Raw genomic sequence first — 16,844 nt, 5'->3', positions numbered from 1 at the left:
TTGAGTTTTGGAACACTGTTAGAGAAAGAGTGTTCCGTATTTGCGCTGGCACTAAAATTGATTCGATAGCGCAACATCGCCGTTGGTGACTTCCGTGTTAAAAAATTTCTAAAAAGTCTTCGCTAAAATCACAAAATGCAACTTAGTTGCACTATAATTCTGCGAGCTGCAACTATGTTGCATTGCGTTTTTCGTTTCAGTCGATCTTGATGAGCCTGAAGCGGGATGATCCTGTTTTCAACCCTGCGTTGTGAATGTAAAAAGATGCCGATCCACTCTTCTCCCCTTAACAAAAGACGCAGCAGCATGCTGGCGCGCTCGGCGTGGTTTCGCCTGATGCTGGTGCTGCCCGTCTGCGCCTTATTCTGGCTTGGTGTCTGGTGGGCATTAGCAGGGGCGACAGGATGAAGCCCGCACTGGCAGCCACCGCCGTGAGCGCGGTCACATTACATAACCTGACGGTAGCGTATCGTCAGCATCCGGCGTTGCATCATATTAGCGGCAGTTTTGAATCCGGTTCACTGACCGCGATCATCGGGCCGAACGGTGCCGGTAAAAGTACTCTGCTAAAAAGCTTGCTTGGGTTGGTACGTATCGATGGCGGCCATGTCGATATCAGCGTGCCGCGTAAGCGGATTGCGTATTTGCCGCAGCAAGCTGAGATTGATCGCGGCTTTCCGATTTCGGTATTGGATTGTGTGTTGCTGGGGTACTGGCAGCGTGCAGGGTTGTTTGGCGGTATTACGCAGGCAATGGCAGTCAAGGCCGATGCGGCGCTGCACGCGGTTGGTCTGGAAGGCTTCGCTGATCGCTCGATTGGCAGTTTGTCTGCGGGGCAGTTTCAGCGCGTATTGTTTGCCCGGATTTTGTTGCAGGATGCAGAATTGATTTTGTTGGATGAGCCATTTAATGCGGTCGACGCAAAAACGACCGAAGATTTGCTGGTGATTGTGCAATCGTGGCACGCGCAACAGCGCACGGTCATTGCGGTGCTGCACGACAACGAACAAGTACGCAGATATTTTCCGCAAGCGGTCATGTTGGCGCGGCGTTTGGTGGCTTGGGGCGATACTGCAACAGTCTTGACCGATGAACATCTGCGGCTGGCTAAAAATATGCCCGAAGCGCAGGATCCGAATGCACCGTTCTGTCAGCCTGAGGTGGCTGCATGAGTAGCGGGATGAGCATTTTTTCGTTCCATTGGCTGACGACTTTTTATCAATTCGCACTGGCGCCGTTTCAAGAATTCGCCTTCATGCGACGCGCCTTGATCGGGATTCTGGCGCTGGCGCTCAGCAGCGCACCGTTGGGCGTATTACTGACGTTGCGTCGCATGAGTTTGTTTGGCGATGCGCTTAGTCACGCTGTGCTGCCGGGCGTGGCCGTTGGTTTTATGCTGTTTGGCTTATCGCTTCCGGCATTGAGTATCGGTGGCTTTTTAGCTGGCGTGATCGTGGTGGCCATTGCTGCACTGATCAGCCGTCATACGGATTTAAAAGAGGATGCAAGCCTCGCTTCTGTGTATCTGGTGGCGCTGGCGTTAGGCGTGATGCTGATATCGGTCAATGGCTCCAAACTGGATTTGTTGCATATCCTGTTTGGCAACGTGCTTGGCGTGGATCGCGAAGGACTGTTTTTGGTAGCCGGTGTAACGACTGCCAGTCTGATCGTCGGAGCGATGATGTATCGCGGACTAGTGCTAGAGAGTTTTGATGCCTCTTTTCTGGCCGCATGCGGTGCCAAAGGCGCGCGTGGTGCGTTATTCCAACAATTATTTTTAATGCTGGTTGTGCTTAATCTGGTCGCCTCTTTTCAGACCTTAGGGACGCTGATGGCGGTGGGCTTGATGATGCTGCCTGCGGTCTCGGCACGTCTCTGGCATGACACTTTGCCAGCACAATTGCTGAACAGCGCATTGCAAGCGGCCGCGGCTGGCTATATCGGTTTGTTGTTATCGTATTACACCTCCACGCCGTCGGGCCCGACCATCATTGTCTGCGCCGGTGGACTGTATCTGCTGTCGTTGCTGATTGCCCCGCGTGGCTGGTTGCCGAAATTATTGAAACGACCGCATCGGGCGGGTTGATGCGGTGGTGCGAATGACGCATGACAAACGGTTGATGATGTTGCCGTAAATTCATGCTTAGTTACGCTTAGATTCTTGCTGGCGATGTCCATGCCAGCATCTCATTATTACAGTGTGCTTTGGGCTAACAACGTTCGCTCAGGCTACGCTGTGCCCGATTTTAATGTGCAAGGAGTGTCGCATGACCCGTTTCAAAAAAGCTTTATTGATGGCCTTGATGATTGCCAGCAGCACTACAATAAAATCAGCTCTGGCAGCTACCGCCGCCACTAAAATTCCCGTAGTCGCCAGCTTTAGCATACTCAGCGATATTGTCAGCAATATTGGCGGTGATCGGGTAGTCGTATCCACTTTGGTCGGGCCGGATCAGGATGCGCATGTATTTGCGCCAACGCCGAAAGATGTCAGAACGCTGGCGCAGGCTAAAGTCGTGGTGGTCAACGGGCTTGGTTTCGAGGGCTGGATCGCGCGTCTTTCCGATGCTGCGAATTACAAAGGAGCCTTGGTGATTGCCAGCGATGGTATTCATCCACGACAGCGGGAGGAGAGCGGCGATACTCACTCACATGACTCACCCGATAATCACTCAGCAACGCATCCTGACCCGCATGCGTGGCAAGATCCGACCAATGTCATGGTCTACACCCGCAATATTGTTGCCGCGCTGAGCAAGGTCGATCCTGCCGGGGCTGCGGTATATAAAAAGAATGGTGATGACTACACCCGGTCGCTGGTAGAGCTTGATAGTTGGGCACAAGCGCAGTTCGCGAAAATTCCTGATGCGCGCCGTAATGTGATTACATCGCACGATGCATTCGGCTATTTTGGTGCGCATTTCAAAGTGCGTTTTCTGGCACCGCAAGGCGTATCGACCGAAAGCGAGCCTAGCGCCAAAGATGTGGCGATGCTGATCCGGCAGATCCGTCAGGAAAATAGCAAAGCCATCTTCTTTGAAAATATGAGTAATCCGAAACTGCTGCAACAAATCAGTAACGAAGTCGGCGTTACGCCGGGCGGTAAGTTATACGCCGATGCGCTGTCGCAAGCGAATGGCGATGCGCCGACCTACATCCGCATGATGCGGTTTAACGTGTCGCAAATTATGGGTCGATTGCAACAAAAGTAAGCGTTGGCAGCGATGCGCCATGCGTAATCTGGCATGGCGTAGTGCCCTCAAGCAGATTCGGCGATTGAACGGTAACATGACGACTTTCGTCAACTACACGATTATTACCGCTACCATGAAGCCTAATCTGCTCATCCTCAATCATCTTTCCGATCACCATCTGGAACAGATTCAACAGGCTTTTCACATTTTTTATGCGCCGACTCCCGCCAAACGGGCCGAGGCAGCCATCGCTCACGGTGCTGAGATTCAGGCGGTATTGACGATCGGCAGCATAGGATTCACCGCCAACGAAATCGCCGCAATGCCGCAGTTGTCATTGATTTGTGCATTGGGTGCAGGTTATGAAAATATCGACGTTGCAGCAGCGCGTCTGCGCGGTATTGTGGTGGCAAATGGTGCTGGTACGAATGACGCCTGTGTCGCCGATCACGCGATGGGATTGTTGCTGGCGGCGGTACGTGGGATTCCGCAACTGGGTGTGGCGGTACATCAAGGCATTTGGCGCACTGCATTGCCGTTCCCGGCTGCTGTATCGTACAAGCGGCTTGGGATTGTTGGTCTGGGCACGATAGGTCAGCAAATTGCCAAACGTGCGTTGGGCTTCGATATGGAGATTGCGTATCATGGCCGTTCGGCACGCAGCGGTGTGGCGTTCACTTATTTTGAATCGTTGCTGGGTCTGGCTAAGTGGGCCGATTTTCTGGTGATCGCCACACCGGGCGGCGCCGCGACTAAACATTTGATCAATCGAGAAGTATTGGATGCGCTGGGACCAAATGGCGTCCTGGTCAATATTGCACGCGGCAGTGTGGTGGATACCGAAGCGTTGGCGCAAGCTTTGCGGCAAAATCGTATCGCCGCCGCTGGTTTGGATGTGTACGAAAGCGAGCCGGAGCCGCCACAGCAATTAATGCATTTGCCGAATGTCGTTCTGACGCCGCACGTGGCGGGTTGGTCACCGGAATCGGTGGATGCGACGGTGCGCATGTTTTTGGATAATGGGGGGCGGCATTTTTCCGGGCAGGCGGTGTTGACGCCGGTTTAACTATTATTTTCTGCGCATCCGGCGTTCTTGTTTTGCCTGTTATCCGGACTTCGGGTAAACATCTCGACAGATTTCAGTCGAAAAAATGAACGATGACATCGCAAAACGGAGAGCCAAAGCACGACGATAGGTTTTGATACAAATGTCTTAGTGCGTTATATCGCGCAAGATGACACAAAGCAGTCACCGCGAGCCACATCCTTAATTTTTACCCTAACCATTGATAACCCAGGATTCATCCCTCTGATCGCGTTGATTGAATTGGCCTGAGTAATGCAAGAGTGCTACGATGCCACCAGACAAGAAGTCGTGGCTATTCTTGAAACGTTGCTACAGACGAAAGAATTGATCGTCGAAAATGCTGAAATTGGGCTCAAAGCTCTCCCTATCTTTATCGCCTCAAAGGCGGATTTTTCGGATTGCATTATTGAGCGTTTTGCACATAAAGCCGGATGCGAATGTATTTTTACATTTGATAAAGATGCTGCCAAAAACGCTGGCATGCGGATGATGAATTGAAATATTTTGATCTGGTTTGGTCTCAGCTTAACTCAATGACAACCCCCGCCATGACTCCCCAAATTGGCTGGCGCATCATCCTCCATATTCGCTAACCCCTGCAAAATCCCACAATCCTTGGCTGCCTGCACGCTATGACATTGCTTGCGCAATTGTTTTAGCTGCGATTGCAGCGCCTTTAATTCCGTAATGCGACTGGCAACATGATCGATATGGTGATCCAGCAGTGTATTGATTTGCGCGCAATTTTCTTCCGGCAGGTCGCGAAATTGCAACAAACTCCGTACTTCATCTAGCGTCATATCGAGCGATCGGCAATGCCGAATAAATTGCAAACGTTCAATATGGGTCGGGCCATACAGTCGGTAATTGCCTTGTGATCGTGCCGCTGCCGGTAATAAACCTTCACGTTCGTAATACCGAATCGTTTCGACCGGGCAACCTGCGTGGCTGGATAGTTCGCCTATTTTCAGTGGTGTTGTCATTTTTTCCTCCGCTTTGCAATAGATATTGGGCATTGATGCGATTTTTTAAAGCTTACGCTTGACTCTATAGTAGCTACAGGGTTTTAAATAGGCAAGCTGCGAGAAAGATGCGCCAATACTAAGGGAGGATAGTTGCATGGGAAGTTGTCAACACGATCACAAGCATGATCAAACGCACGCTAAAGCGCATAGACCTACGCATGACCATCCGCATGATCATGCCACTGAGCACGCGCCAGAGCCGGCTCACAAGCATGACCACGCGCATCCTCAACAGGTCCACGCTCACGAATGCTGCCACGCTCACGATCACGATCACGATCACGGCCATCACCCAGAATCTGATAGCGCCAGTACGGCTGCTGTCGCCGCGCCATTCCCGCCGGTGGCCGTAGCCGATGGCAGCGCTGAAGCCGTATTTTTGATTCAAAAGATGGATTGTCCGACAGAAGAAAAGCTGATCCGTGATCGCTTTAAAAACATGGCCGGAATTGTCGGGATGCAATTCAATCTGATTCAGCGTGAACTGACCGTACAGCATCATCTGAATTCTGTAGAAACGATCATCAGTTCGCTAAAAGCGCTGGATCTTGATCCTGCATTGAAGTCAGATTCGCTGACCGGCGTGGTCGGTTTGAGTGCTGAAAACGGCGACGGTGCTTTCAAAATTGCGCGCAGCAAATGGCTGTTGATAGGCTTATCCGGTCTGGCTGCCATTGCCTCAGAAATCGTGGCGTGGACCAGCGGTAATGAAACGTCGTGGCTGGTGATTGGGTTAGCATTGCTGGCAATCGCTACAGGTGGTCTGGATACGCTTAAAAAGGGTTGGATTGCACTACGTAATTTCTCCCTCAACATGAATTTTTTGATGTCGTTGGCCGTCATCGGCGCAGCGATTATCGGCCAATGGCCGGAAGCGGCGGTGGTGATTTTTCTGTTCGCTTTGGCAGAAATGATCGAAGCGCTATCGCTGGATCGCGCACGCAATGCGATCAAGGGATTAATGGCAATGGCACCGGATCAGGCGACTGTGCAAAAGGCGACAGGAGAATGGCGTGAAATCCCCACGGCGCAAGTTGTTCTGGCGGCGTTGGTGCGTGTCAAACCGGGCGAACGGGTGCCATTAGATGGCGTTGTCGTGACCGGCCAGACAACGATTAATCAGGCCCCGATTACTGGCGAAAGCATGCCGGTGGTGAAGCAGCCTGGCGATCAGGTGTTCGCTGGCACGATCAATGAACGCAGCGCATTTGACTATAAAGTCACGGCTTTGCAAGCCAATTCGACCTTGTCGCGGATCATCAAAAGCGTACAACAAGCGCAGGGCCAACGCGCCCCGACGCAGCGCTTCGTCGACGAATTTGCGCGCTACTATATTCCGGCAGTTGTATTGATGGCGGCGCTGGTGGCAGTCTTGCCACCGTTGATAATGGGCACGGCATTTTATCCCTGGCTTTACAAGGCGTTGGTGTTGTTAGTCATTGCTTGCCCTTGCGCCTTAGTCATTTCGACGCCGGTCACAGTGGTCAGCGGACTTGCCGCAGCGGCGAAGCATGGCTTGTTGATTAAAGGTGGCGTCTATCTGGAAATGGGCCGGAAGATAAAAGCGTTAGCGCTGGATAAAACCGGAACGTTGACGATAGGCAAGCCGGTTGTTACTGATATGCAATTAGTTGAACCGGAAGAGGCAGCAGGAAATTTATTGCCATACCAGCGTTACGCAGCCAGTCTCGCGCATCGCTCAGATCATCCCGTATCCACCGCAGTGGCCGCAGATTGGCAAGCGACTAAACAGCTCGGCGATTTACGCGATATCAGTGATTTTGAGGCGTTGACAGGTCTTGGCGTAAAGGGCCGCATCGACGGCGTACTTTTTTACCTTGGCAATCACCGCATGGTCCACGATATGGGCATTTGCAGCGAATCGCTGGAAGCTCGTCTGGACGCGTTAGAAATACAAGGAAAGACCACCATCGTATTATGTTCAGCCACGGCGCCGTTACTGATTTTGGCGGTTGCTGACACAGTGCGCGATACCAGCGTTGAAGCGATTGCGCAATTGCAAGCGATGGGTATCGCAGCGGTGATTCTGAGCGGCGATAATCCTCACACAGCGCAGGCGATTGCCGACAAAGTCGGTGTGACCGATGCGCGTGGCAATCTGTTGCCAGAGGATAAACTTACCGCAGTCGATGATTTGATTCGGCGCTATGGCTACGTCGGCATGGTGGGCGATGGCATTAACGATGCCCCGGCATTGGCTAAAGCGAATATCGGTTTCGCCATGGGCGCAGCAGGTACCGATACCGCGCTAGAAACTGCCGACGTGGCGTTGATGGATGATGACTTGCGCAAGATCCCGGATTTCATCCGACTCAGCAAAAAGACCCACAACGTGCTGATGCAAAACATCACGCTGGCGCTTGGTATCAAAGCAGTATTTTTGGTGTTGGCATTGACCGGCGAAGCAACCTTGTGGATGGCTGTATTTGCCGATATGGGGGCGAGTTTACTGGTGGTGTTTAATGGCTTGCGTTTGTTGCGGGCATTGCGCTAGGAATTATTTTAAGAGCAGCATAATTATATTAAGATGCAATATCCGCCTCACAGAATCATGCTGATTGCAGTTTCGGTGAAGCGGATTGCGCAAATCAGGATGCGTTCTCTGGACCCGATACCCGGATTTTTACGTCGCCCAGTGTGACGACTTGGCCAGCGCGGATTTTGCAGGTTTTGCGTAGCTCTGTTTTGCCGTCCACTTTCACTGCGCCGCTGGCGACGATGGCTTTGCCTGCGCCACCGCTATCACAAACCCCCGTAAGTTTAAGTAGTTGGTTCAGTTCGACGTATTCGCCGTCAATATTAAATTCAAGTTGTTGCATTCAGCATTCCGATACTAAAAAAATTAAAAATTGTGTGGCAAGTCTTCAACGCATCAATGCGCTATCGGCGTAATTGCCGCGAGCACAAACAGCGCGATAACGGCGACATAGCCGATGATCCATGCCATCGAGCGAAACGATGGTTTGTTGGCCAGATAACAAAAGGTATATAGCAGACGTGCTGCAATGAACACCAGCGCCAGTGTGTTCAATGTAGTTTGCGCGGCATGCACCTGATGCGCAATGATGACGGCAGCGGCAAAAAAAGGCAGCGCTTCAAAATGGTTGCGATGCGCATAGTCGGCGCGACGGCTTAAACCTGATTGCTTATCGAGCCACGCGCGTGGTTCGCTATTGTCGTAGTCACGCTTTCCCCATTTGGCGACGGCGATAGTCATATAAGGCAATAATCCTGCAATTAGTACGCACCAGTAAGCAAGTGTCATGGGTGTTCCATCATCAAGTGAGAGTGTTAAATAGTTCGAGTTGCGTGGTCGTTATCGTTGGCGATTAAGATCACCAATACAGCTACATTCAAATACGTCTGCGGCAGGTTACAGCATTTGCGCATCAAAAGTATTGCAGGCGGCAACCTGCCCGTTGGCAATACCCTGTTTGAACCAGCGTACGCGTTGCGCCGAGGTGCCATGCGTGAATGAGTCCGGCACCACGCTGCCTTGCGCTTGCCGCTGGAGCGTGTCGTCACCGATGGCATTGGCGGCATTTAGTGCTGCCTCAACATCGCCTTGCTCCAGAATTTTTCGCGCCTGATTGGCATGAAATGCCCATACGCCCGCCAGACAATCAGCCTGCAATTCCAATTTGACGGACAAGGCATTCGCTTGCGTTTCTGATGCGCGTCGTCGGGCTTTATCCACCTTGGCCATGATTCCCAGCTGGTTCTGGACGTGATGGCCGACTTCATGCGCGATAACGTAAGCCTGAGCAAAATCGCCCGAGACGTTAAAGCGCTGCTTCATCATCTGGAAAAAAGACAAATCGATGTAAACCTTTTGATCGCCGGGGCAATAAAACGGTCCTGACGCTGTTTGCCCGGTGCCGCAAGCGGTTGGTGTTGCGCCAGAAAATAGCACTAGTTTTGGCACGACATAGGTCTTACCACTTGCGCGGAAAAGATCGGTCCAGACATCTTCGGTATCGGCCAATACGGTCGAGACAAATCTGGCGGTTTGATCATTCGCGGGCGGCGCGTGGGATGGGGGTTGTTGCTGAGTTTGCAGCGGCGCACCACCGCCACTTAGCAAATTGATCACAGTCATGGGATTGACGCCAAAAAAATACGACGCCACCAGTGCAATGACGATAGTGCCCAAGCCGATTGCGCCACCGCCCCCAAATCCACCACCGCCACCGCCACCGCCTTCACCGCGACGGTCCTCGACATTGTCACTTTCCCGATTGCCGTCCCATTTCATCGCATCTTCCCCCGGTTGAATATGCCGTCGATTCTAACGGAATACGGGTAGATCGAGGGTCAGAAAAAGGATGATGATTCCTTTTTAGTAATGTTTATTTACAATCTAATCGTTTTGCCGTGCTGGCAGGAAATGTCGTAGTGGGGGAGTTATTAAACCGGACGATGTCGATATTTTTAACGTCATAAATGCCCCAAACTATCTCACTACCAGCTCCTATGCGCAAAATTTGAAGCCAGTGCCGCTCTAGAAACGTAGTGAAAAGCGCATGATGAAAGGCAATTGGAAAAACCAAGACTAGAAGAAACCTTATCTTTTCTGCATTTAATAGCGTTTTCGACTTATCCGTCGTAACGTAGCTATTATCGTGAATTAGAGGAACATAGTTTGTTTTTGTTGAACTTTTGCCTATCAGCAAGAGACCAATGTCTATAGCAATGCAGTGGCTGGAGCCCCCCATTCCGCTACTAATTGGAACTTGTTACAGTGCCGAAAGTGACGTTGCCGCTAAGTGTTATAGCCACAGCATCGCCTTGATTTCATCAGCGCGGTGCCTATAACAGCATCAGACGTCAGGCAGGTTCTTAGAACATCAACTAGGAGAAAGTATGTTTTATTGGATCGCAGCGCTCATCATCGGTGGTGTCGGCCTGATGACCTTGCGCGTTAACGCCTGGGTTTGGCTGGTCGCATTCACGTTATGGATAGCAGCCGGTTTTCAGTTAGCGGGGATCGGCGCATTGGCAACTATTTTGCTAGCGTTGCTGCTGTTGCTACCCGCGTTAATCGTCGCCATCAAACCATTAAGAATGCGCTTATTAAGCAAGCCGATTCTGGCCATTTTTAAACGTATTCTCCCGCGCATGTCACAGACCGAGCGCGATGCGATTGAAGCCGGAACGACTTGGTGGGATGCTGAATTATTTTCGGGTAAGCCGGATTGGCGCAAATTGTTGTCGCTGGCACCCCCAACGTTAAGCGAAGAAGAGCAGTCGTTTCTAGACAACGAAGTGGAACAGTTGTGTGGCTTGATTACCGATTGGGAAACGACTGAAGTCTGGCAGGATTTGCCGCCGCATGCGTGGCAGTTCATCAAGGATAAGGGATTCCTAGGCATGATCATTCCCAAGCAATATGGCGGCAAGTCGTTTTCAGCTTATATGCATTCGCAAGTAATCATGAAACTGTCGTCACATTGTTCGGCGGCCGCGATTTCGGTGATGGTGCCAAATTCGTTAGGACCGGCCGAACTATTGTTGGAATACGGCACCGATGCGCAAAAAGATCATTACTTACCGCGTCTGGCGGCAGGGCAAGACATTCCGTGTTTTGCATTGACTAGTCCGTATGCCGGTTCCGATGCCGCGGCGATTCCCGATGTTGGCGTGGTATGCCGAGATGTCTATGAGGGGCAGGAAACACTGGGATTTCGCGTCACGTGGGACAAGCGTTACATTACGCTGGGACCCATTGCAACCGTGCTAGGTTTGGCGTTTCGTGTGCATGATCCCGATGGATTACTTTCTAGTGACGGCACGTTTGAGGTGCACGGCGAGGGCGACCTCGGCATTACTTGTGCATTGATTCCAACCAACCATCCCGGCGTGATAACCGGGCGTCGGCATTGGCCGCTGGATGCGGTTTTTCAAAATGGTCCAACCTCCGGTAAAGATGTTTTTATTCCGCTCGATTGGGTCATCGGCGGGCGGGCGCAGATTGGCAAGGGCTGGCATATGTTGATGGAATGTCTGGCCGCTGGTCGCGCCATTTCATTGCCATCGTCGACCGTTGGTTTTTCCAAAATGGCAGTGCGTGGCACCAGTGCCTACGCCGCCATGCGGCATCAATTCAAGATCCCCATCGGTAAGTTTGAGGGGATACATGAAATGCTGGCGCGGATGGGCGGCAATCTGTATCTGATCGACGCCACCCGCAGACTATCTGCGATGGCGGTTGATAGCGGCGAGAAGCCGTCGGTTATTTCGGCAATCTCAAAATATCACGTGACCGAACGTGGCCGGATAATTGTCAACGCTGGCATGGATATTCTTGGTGGTAAGGGAATCTGCATGGGGCCGAATAATTTTCTGGCGCGGACTTACCAGCAAGTGCCGATTGCGATTACTGTCGAAGGCGCAAATATACTCACGCGTTGCCTGATTATTTTCGGTCAGGGCGCGATACGCTGCCATCCGTATGTGCTGAAAGAAATGACCGCAGCCGCTGAAGAAGACAATACCAAAGCGCTGCATGATTTCGATCAGGCATTTTTTGGTCATGTCAGTTTTATCTTCGCCAATATTGCCCGGACCTTATTAGGCGGTATCTCGGCAGGATCGTTATTAGCCGCACCCAAAGCCGCACCGGTTGAGTTGCGGCATTTTTATCGCGCTGTAAATCGCCTATCGACGGCATTTGCGTTGCTTAGTGATGTGTCAATGTTTGTGCTGGGCGGTTCGCTTAAATTTCGTGAGCGGATTTCGGCAAGACTTGGCGATGTACTGTCGCAGTTGTATTTGATATCGAGTGTGCTGAAGCGCTATGAAGATGATGGTCGTCAAGCGGACGATTTGCCGTATGTGCATTGGGCTGCGCAAGACGCGTTGCATCAGGCGCAAGAAGCTTATCTTGCGGTGTTGGCGAATTTTCCAAATCGACCTTTGGCCTTTTTGCTGCGGCTGCTGGCATTTCCATTTGGGCTGTCGTATCACAAACCGTCCGATGCCCTCGACAGCACGTTGGCGCGCGCGATGCAGACGGATGGTGCCAGTCGTGATCGGTTAATTGCCGATATCTATCTTGCCAGTCATACGCTTGCGCCCACTGCCTACGGCGAAATTGCGTTCAAGCTTATCCCGCAGGTGAATGCGATTGAAGCGCGTCTGAAGCCAGCGATTAAAGATGGCAGTTTGCCGCCGATTCCGCAAAGTCTGATTGAAATGCAGCACTGGATCGCCGCCGCGCTGGCTGCTGGCATGATCACCGCGGAAGAAAATCAAGTTCTCAGCGATTTTGCCCATTGTGGTGATATCAGCGTGCAGGTCGATGATTTTCCGCAGGATTTGAACCGGCAGGAGGCGTTGCAGAAAAGACGCCAAATGGATCAGTTACAACAATATTATCAGTAACAACATCCAGTTATATGGCAATACAAACGAAGGGATCATAATACTAAAACCGGCATCATCGATGCAAAGATACGATCAGAGGAAACACAACAGAAAGCACCTTCAGGATTTTTGAATAGAAAACTATGACTACACTTACCAAGCCAGGCGTTAGATTACGTCCATTAGAACGCGACGACCTGCATTTCGTCCATAAACTCGACAACAACAGTCACATCATGCGGTACTGGTTTGAAGAACCGTATGAAGCTTATGTCGAACTGGTGCAACTCTACGATCAACACGTTCACGATCAGGGCGAACGGCGATTTATTCTGGAGAGCGATGCGGGCGAAATGGTGGGATTGGTTGAGTTGGTCGAAATTAACTACATCCACCGACGTGCAGAATTTCAGATTATTGTCGCGCCGATTGCACAGGGTAAAGGCTATGCCGAGCTGGCTTCACGCTTGGCGATTGAATATGCGTTTTGTGTACTCAATCTCTATAAGCTTTATCTGTATGTCGACAAAGAGAACCACAAAGCCATCCATATCTACGACAAATGTGGGTTTGCCTTAGAGAGCGAATTGCGCAGCGAATTTTTCGTCAACGGTGTGTATCGTGATGCGATTCGTATGTGCATGTTTCAACCGGAATATCTGGCGAATCTCAAAAATTGATGTGGTCAATGCATCGATAAATAAGCACGTAAAAACAGCGGCAATTGCCGCTGTTTTTACGTGTTTTTTATTGCGGGGGATACTTGCAGAAAATCCATCAAGATTGATAGCCTGTGGTTGTCTGCGGGGTTTGTCCCATCACTTTTTGCATACTAATTTTTAATCACTTTAATCACGTTGCGGTGCGATCATTTCCACATACTCATACAACTCCCCCAGAATTTCCTCGCCGCGCTCATCTGCCGTTTCAGACAGCGCATCAATCGATGCAAAGAAATCGTCGATATTGCGGGCACCGCCCAAACCGTCAAACAGACGCGCTGCGCGGTGATCTTCCCAGCGTTGATTTTCTTGTTCGGACAAGGTTTGCGGAAAATTGCGCGCACGATAACGGAACAGCAATTCTTCTAATCGTGTATCTGCGAAAGCAGGGCGTGCATCGCTGAGTTGTTGCGGCGACATGGCGCGCAAGTCAGCCAATGTGCGGCGGTCGTCATTGCTGACAAAACCGCCATACAGATCCTCATCCACATCGATCGGTCCCTCCGCCGGACGCTGGAATACTTGCCGCCATAACGTCGTCAGATCGGGTGCTTGCGCCGCGATGTCGGCGTGTTTCAGCGCCAATTCACGGTCCAGGCCCCATTTTGCTGCCATCTCGGGCGCTAAGGTTTTGAGGTTGCCGATCACCATCGGCGATTTGTTCAGATGAATTGATTTCAACGGTAAGCGTGTCATCCCTTCCGGCAGATCGGCCGTTTTGCTAAACAAACGAGTACGGACGGTTTCTGGTGTCAGAGCAAATAACTCGCTCGGGTCAAACGCAAGGTTCCATGCCAATATCTCGTTTTTATTCGTTGGATGTACGGCTAACGGCCACATCAACGCGATACAGCCTTGTTCAGCGGGGAACATGCCGGAAATATGCAGAAACGGTTTTTTTGCGGGCAAGCCTAACTCGACCGTGACGCGCTCTTTTTTATGTAATGCCAGGCAAAAATCGAACAGTTTAGGTTGCTGCTGGCGGATCAATCGGGCCAGCGCGATGGTGGCGCGTACGTCCGACAGCGCATCATGCGCCGCCTCGTGGCTGAGGCCGTTAGCGGCCGTCAGATGTTCAAGTCGGAAACTTGGACGCCCTTCGTCGTTAGTCGGCCACTGTATGCCGTCAGGACGCAGCGCATACGCGGTACGCACCACATCGAGAATATCCCAGCGGCCGCAGCGATTTTGCCATTCGCGTGCATACGGATCGATCAGATTGCGCCAAAACATGAAGCGCGTGATTTCGTCATCGAAGCGAATCGTGTTGTAACCGACGCCGATAGTGCCTTCTTGAGAGAAGGCTCGTTCTATTTCAGCCGCAAATTGATATTCGGGTATACCGCGCGCCAGACATTGCTGCGGCGTAATGTGGGTAATTAAACAAGACTGCGGGTCTGGCAAAAAATCGGGTGCGGGTTGGCAATACAACATGATTGGCGCGCCGATTTCATTCAATTCTGCATCGGTGCGGATGGCCGCAAATTGCGCCGGGCGGTCGCGTCGCGGTTGCGCGCCAAAAGTTTCGTAGTCGTGCCAGAGAAAGGTGTGATTGGACATCGATAGCGTCGTTATGGAAGGAGGGTTGATCCGAAATGGTGCAGTTTATCGCTATATTTCAGTGCGGTATTCAGTTTTTGCACAACTGAGGAGCGCTACTAAAAAGGTCAAAAAAGGGTCTTAGCCCCCGGAATTCATCAAACTAATAACTGCTATGGGGATTCGAAATTGGTACTTTTTCCTAGAAAAGCTATTCTGATTGTGCGCCGCAGCAATGTACCTCAAAGCGGTAATTATTGAATAGGAAAATATCATGTCTACATTGACACTTAATAGCAATACCCGTACCGCCGCTAATACTCAATCTGCCGGTTTTTTCAGCACAGTTTCATCTTTTTTCAAACGCATTGGCAACGCCTACGAAATGTCGGAAGCCGCACGTAAAGAAGCGTATCTGGCCGAAGCAGCTGACTTGTATGATCTGGAATATCGTATTCGTCAATTGGATCGTGAAACAGTTCAGTCCGCAGCATGGATGAAGGGCTATTAATTTAGCGATGTTGCAAGTGTAGTTCAATTGTTGTTTCACGACAGTCGATCGCGACTGCGCACCCCAGCATCGGATTTGGATGCATTTATTGGGGCACGCTGCTGCTGACCGCCATCGCAATAGCGATGTTTACATCGTGATGTTTTACGCTAGACTTTAGTTTGATTGTGCCAACAGCGAGAAATGCTCGACTGTTGGCGGGACGGCAAAAAATGGTCCCACGATGCCACGCCACTCGGCAAACGCAGCAGATTCACGAAAATCGCCAGTGTGATTTTCCAGTGTTTCCCACAAAATCGTCAGCACATAACGCTCTGGCGACTCAATTCCCTTATGTATCTTAAAACCGGCAAAGCCCTTGGCTGTGCTGATTGCTTCTGCAATGCCGCGTTGAATCGCTACATCAAATTCAGCTTGTTTACCGGGTTGAATGCGAATGTCTGCTAGTTCGAGAATCATGTTGGTTCCGTTTGGTAAGTGTGATCAGGCCGTAATTGTCGCATTGGATGGACAATCTTGGAGGAAAGCTGGCGTTGTATTCAGGTGAATTACTTAAGTCTGCTAATGCCGGCTGTTTCACCTGAATGACGACTCAGCATAATAGCTGCTTACGGCTTAATCTGCCCTGGCACGCTTACTTCCGACCACCGGCAAAAAGTCAGCGATTATCTGACAATCACCCTAGCAAGCTGCATAATTGGTGATATTCCATCTTTTATCAGGCAATTCTTATGTATCTCCCCAAGCACTTCGACGAGCCGCGGATTGACGTCATGCATGATCTGATTCGGGCCCATCCACTGGCGACACTGATTACCACGACCACCGACGGTATCGAAGCCAATCACATTCCTTTATTGCTAGCCGATCAACCGGCACCTTTCGGGACGCTCTTCGGCCATGTTGCAAGGACCAATCCGCTATGGCGCGAGGCGCAAAAAGACAGCGAAGTGCTGGCAGTATTTAGTGGCCCGAACACCTATATTTCGCCTAATTGGTATGCGACCAAAAAGCAGCATGGCAAAGCCGTTCCCACCTGGAATTATGCCGTCACGCACGCTTACGGCAAGTTGCGCGTTATTGATGATCCGGTGTGGTTGCGGCAGCATTTGGGTGCGCTAACCGCCCATAATGAATCAAATCAGCCCGCTCCGTGGGCGGTAACCGATGCTCCGCCCGACTATATTGACAAGATGATTACGGCGATTGTCGGCATCGAAATTACGATTACACGCTTGATCGGGAAATGGAAAGTAAGCCAGAACCAGCCTGCCGAAAATCGGGCCAGCGTGGTGCAAGCCCTGAATGCGCGTGGCGAAATGCAGGATGCTGCGATGGTAAATTTAGTGCTTGGCGGCAATAAAACAGACTAGCCGGCAT

The 16,844-nt window shown here is 51.1% G+C and carries 17 protein-coding genes; 11 read left to right on the top strand and 6 right to left on the bottom strand.

Annotation, left to right across the window (positions count from 1 at the left end; translation table 11 throughout):
* Nucleotides 1–264: 264 nt before the first annotated feature.
* The 6 genes from C7W93_RS24820 (at nt 265) to C7W93_RS25035 (ending at nt 4,779) form a co-directional block, all read left to right on the top strand.
* Complete coding sequence (locus tag C7W93_RS24820; RefSeq protein ID WP_201747190.1) at nt 265–408, top strand: hypothetical protein; 144 nt, start codon at nt 265–267, stop codon at nt 406–408.
* Nucleotides 405–1,172 (top strand): metal ABC transporter ATP-binding protein, encoded by a 768-nt coding sequence (locus C7W93_RS10835; RefSeq protein WP_108440012.1) that lies wholly within the window; start codon nt 405–407, stop codon nt 1,170–1,172. Before C7W93_RS24820 ends, C7W93_RS10835 begins: the two co-directional genes overlap by 4 nt.
* An 8-nt stretch (nt 1,173–1,180) precedes the next feature.
* Nucleotides 1,181–2,086, top strand: a complete 906-nt coding sequence (locus C7W93_RS10830; protein ID WP_108440011.1) for a metal ABC transporter permease — start codon at nt 1,181–1,183, stop codon at nt 2,084–2,086.
* 181 nt (nt 2,087–2,267) lie between these two features.
* Nucleotides 2,268–3,212: a metal ABC transporter substrate-binding protein gene (locus C7W93_RS10825; protein WP_108440010.1), complete on the top strand. Its 945-nt coding sequence runs from the start codon at nt 2,268–2,270 to the stop codon at nt 3,210–3,212.
* A gap of 115 nt (nt 3,213–3,327) precedes the next feature.
* On the top strand, nt 3,328–4,260 hold the full coding sequence (locus C7W93_RS10820; RefSeq protein ID WP_108440608.1) for a 2-hydroxyacid dehydrogenase: 933 nt from the start codon (nt 3,328–3,330) through the stop codon (nt 4,258–4,260).
* 273 nt (nt 4,261–4,533) lie between these two features.
* Nucleotides 4,534–4,779, top strand: coding sequence for a PIN domain-containing protein (locus C7W93_RS25035; protein WP_225869805.1), 246 nt, complete (start codon nt 4,534–4,536; stop codon nt 4,777–4,779).
* A gap of 32 nt (nt 4,780–4,811) precedes the next feature.
* Here the strand turns inward: C7W93_RS25035 and cadR are convergent, their stop codons facing one another.
* Nucleotides 4,812–5,264, bottom strand: coding sequence for a Cd(II)/Pb(II)-responsive transcriptional regulator (cadR, locus tag C7W93_RS10810; protein ID WP_108440009.1), 453 nt, complete (start codon nt 5,262–5,264; stop codon nt 4,812–4,814).
* 136 nt (nt 5,265–5,400) lie between these two features.
* Between cadR and C7W93_RS10805 the strand changes: the two genes are divergently transcribed.
* A complete protein-coding gene (locus tag C7W93_RS10805) occupies nt 5,401–7,821 on the top strand; it encodes a heavy metal translocating P-type ATPase (RefSeq protein ID WP_108440008.1) in 2,421 nt (806 codons plus the stop codon).
* Nucleotides 7,822–7,915: 94 nt separating this feature from the next.
* Here the strand turns inward: C7W93_RS10805 and C7W93_RS10800 are convergent, their stop codons facing one another.
* The 3 genes from C7W93_RS10800 to C7W93_RS10790 all read right to left on the bottom strand — a co-directional run bounded on the left by C7W93_RS10800 (nt 7,916) and on the right by C7W93_RS10790 (nt 9,582).
* The gene (locus C7W93_RS10800; protein ID WP_108440007.1) at nt 7,916–8,146 is read right to left on the bottom strand and encodes an RNA-binding S4 domain-containing protein; all 231 of its coding nucleotides are present in this window, start codon (nt 8,144–8,146) and stop codon (nt 7,916–7,918) included.
* A 53-nt stretch (nt 8,147–8,199) separates the two neighbouring features.
* The gene (locus C7W93_RS10795; protein ID WP_108440006.1) at nt 8,200–8,592 is read right to left on the bottom strand and encodes an MAPEG family protein; all 393 of its coding nucleotides are present in this window, start codon (nt 8,590–8,592) and stop codon (nt 8,200–8,202) included.
* A 108-nt stretch (nt 8,593–8,700) separates the two neighbouring features.
* Nucleotides 8,701–9,582, bottom strand: coding sequence for a neutral zinc metallopeptidase (locus C7W93_RS10790; RefSeq protein WP_108440005.1), 882 nt, complete (start codon nt 9,580–9,582; stop codon nt 8,701–8,703).
* Between the two features lie 608 nt (nt 9,583–10,190).
* Between C7W93_RS10790 and C7W93_RS10780 the strand changes: the two genes are divergently transcribed.
* Together C7W93_RS10780 and speG are read left to right on the top strand one after the other, a co-directional pair.
* Nucleotides 10,191–12,710: an acyl-CoA dehydrogenase gene (locus C7W93_RS10780; RefSeq protein ID WP_108440003.1), complete on the top strand. Its 2,520-nt coding sequence runs from the start codon at nt 10,191–10,193 to the stop codon at nt 12,708–12,710.
* Nucleotides 12,711–12,835: 125 nt separating this feature from the next.
* Nucleotides 12,836–13,372 carry a spermidine N1-acetyltransferase gene (gene speG, locus C7W93_RS10775; protein ID WP_108440002.1) on the top strand — a complete coding sequence of 179 codons (537 nt, stop codon included), beginning with the start codon at nt 12,836–12,838 and terminating at the stop codon, nt 13,370–13,372.
* Between the two features lie 168 nt (nt 13,373–13,540).
* On the opposite strand, the gene sbcB is transcribed toward speG, so the two are convergent.
* Nucleotides 13,541–14,974, bottom strand: coding sequence for an exodeoxyribonuclease I (gene sbcB / locus C7W93_RS10770; RefSeq protein ID WP_108440001.1), 1,434 nt, complete (start codon nt 14,972–14,974; stop codon nt 13,541–13,543).
* Nucleotides 14,975–15,227: 253 nt separating this feature from the next.
* Between sbcB and C7W93_RS10765 the strand changes: the two genes are divergently transcribed.
* Nucleotides 15,228–15,464: a DUF3563 family protein gene (locus tag C7W93_RS10765; protein WP_108440000.1), complete on the top strand. Its 237-nt coding sequence runs from the start codon at nt 15,228–15,230 to the stop codon at nt 15,462–15,464.
* Nucleotides 15,465–15,620: 156 nt separating this feature from the next.
* Here the strand turns inward: C7W93_RS10765 and C7W93_RS10760 are convergent, their stop codons facing one another.
* Entirely contained in the window at nt 15,621–15,923 is a 303-nt protein-coding gene (locus tag C7W93_RS10760; protein WP_108439999.1) for an antibiotic biosynthesis monooxygenase, read from the bottom strand.
* Between the two features lie 272 nt (nt 15,924–16,195).
* Between C7W93_RS10760 and C7W93_RS10755 the strand changes: the two genes are divergently transcribed.
* Complete coding sequence (locus C7W93_RS10755) at nt 16,196–16,837, top strand: FMN-binding negative transcriptional regulator (protein ID WP_108439998.1); 642 nt, start codon at nt 16,196–16,198, stop codon at nt 16,835–16,837.
* Nucleotides 16,838–16,844: the final 7 nt, after the last annotated feature.

Source organism: Glaciimonas sp. PCH181, assembly GCF_003056055.1.
Taxonomy (GTDB): Bacteria; Pseudomonadota; Gammaproteobacteria; order Burkholderiales; family Burkholderiaceae_D; genus Glaciimonas.
This window is presented reverse-complemented; position numbering and strand designations above follow the sequence as displayed.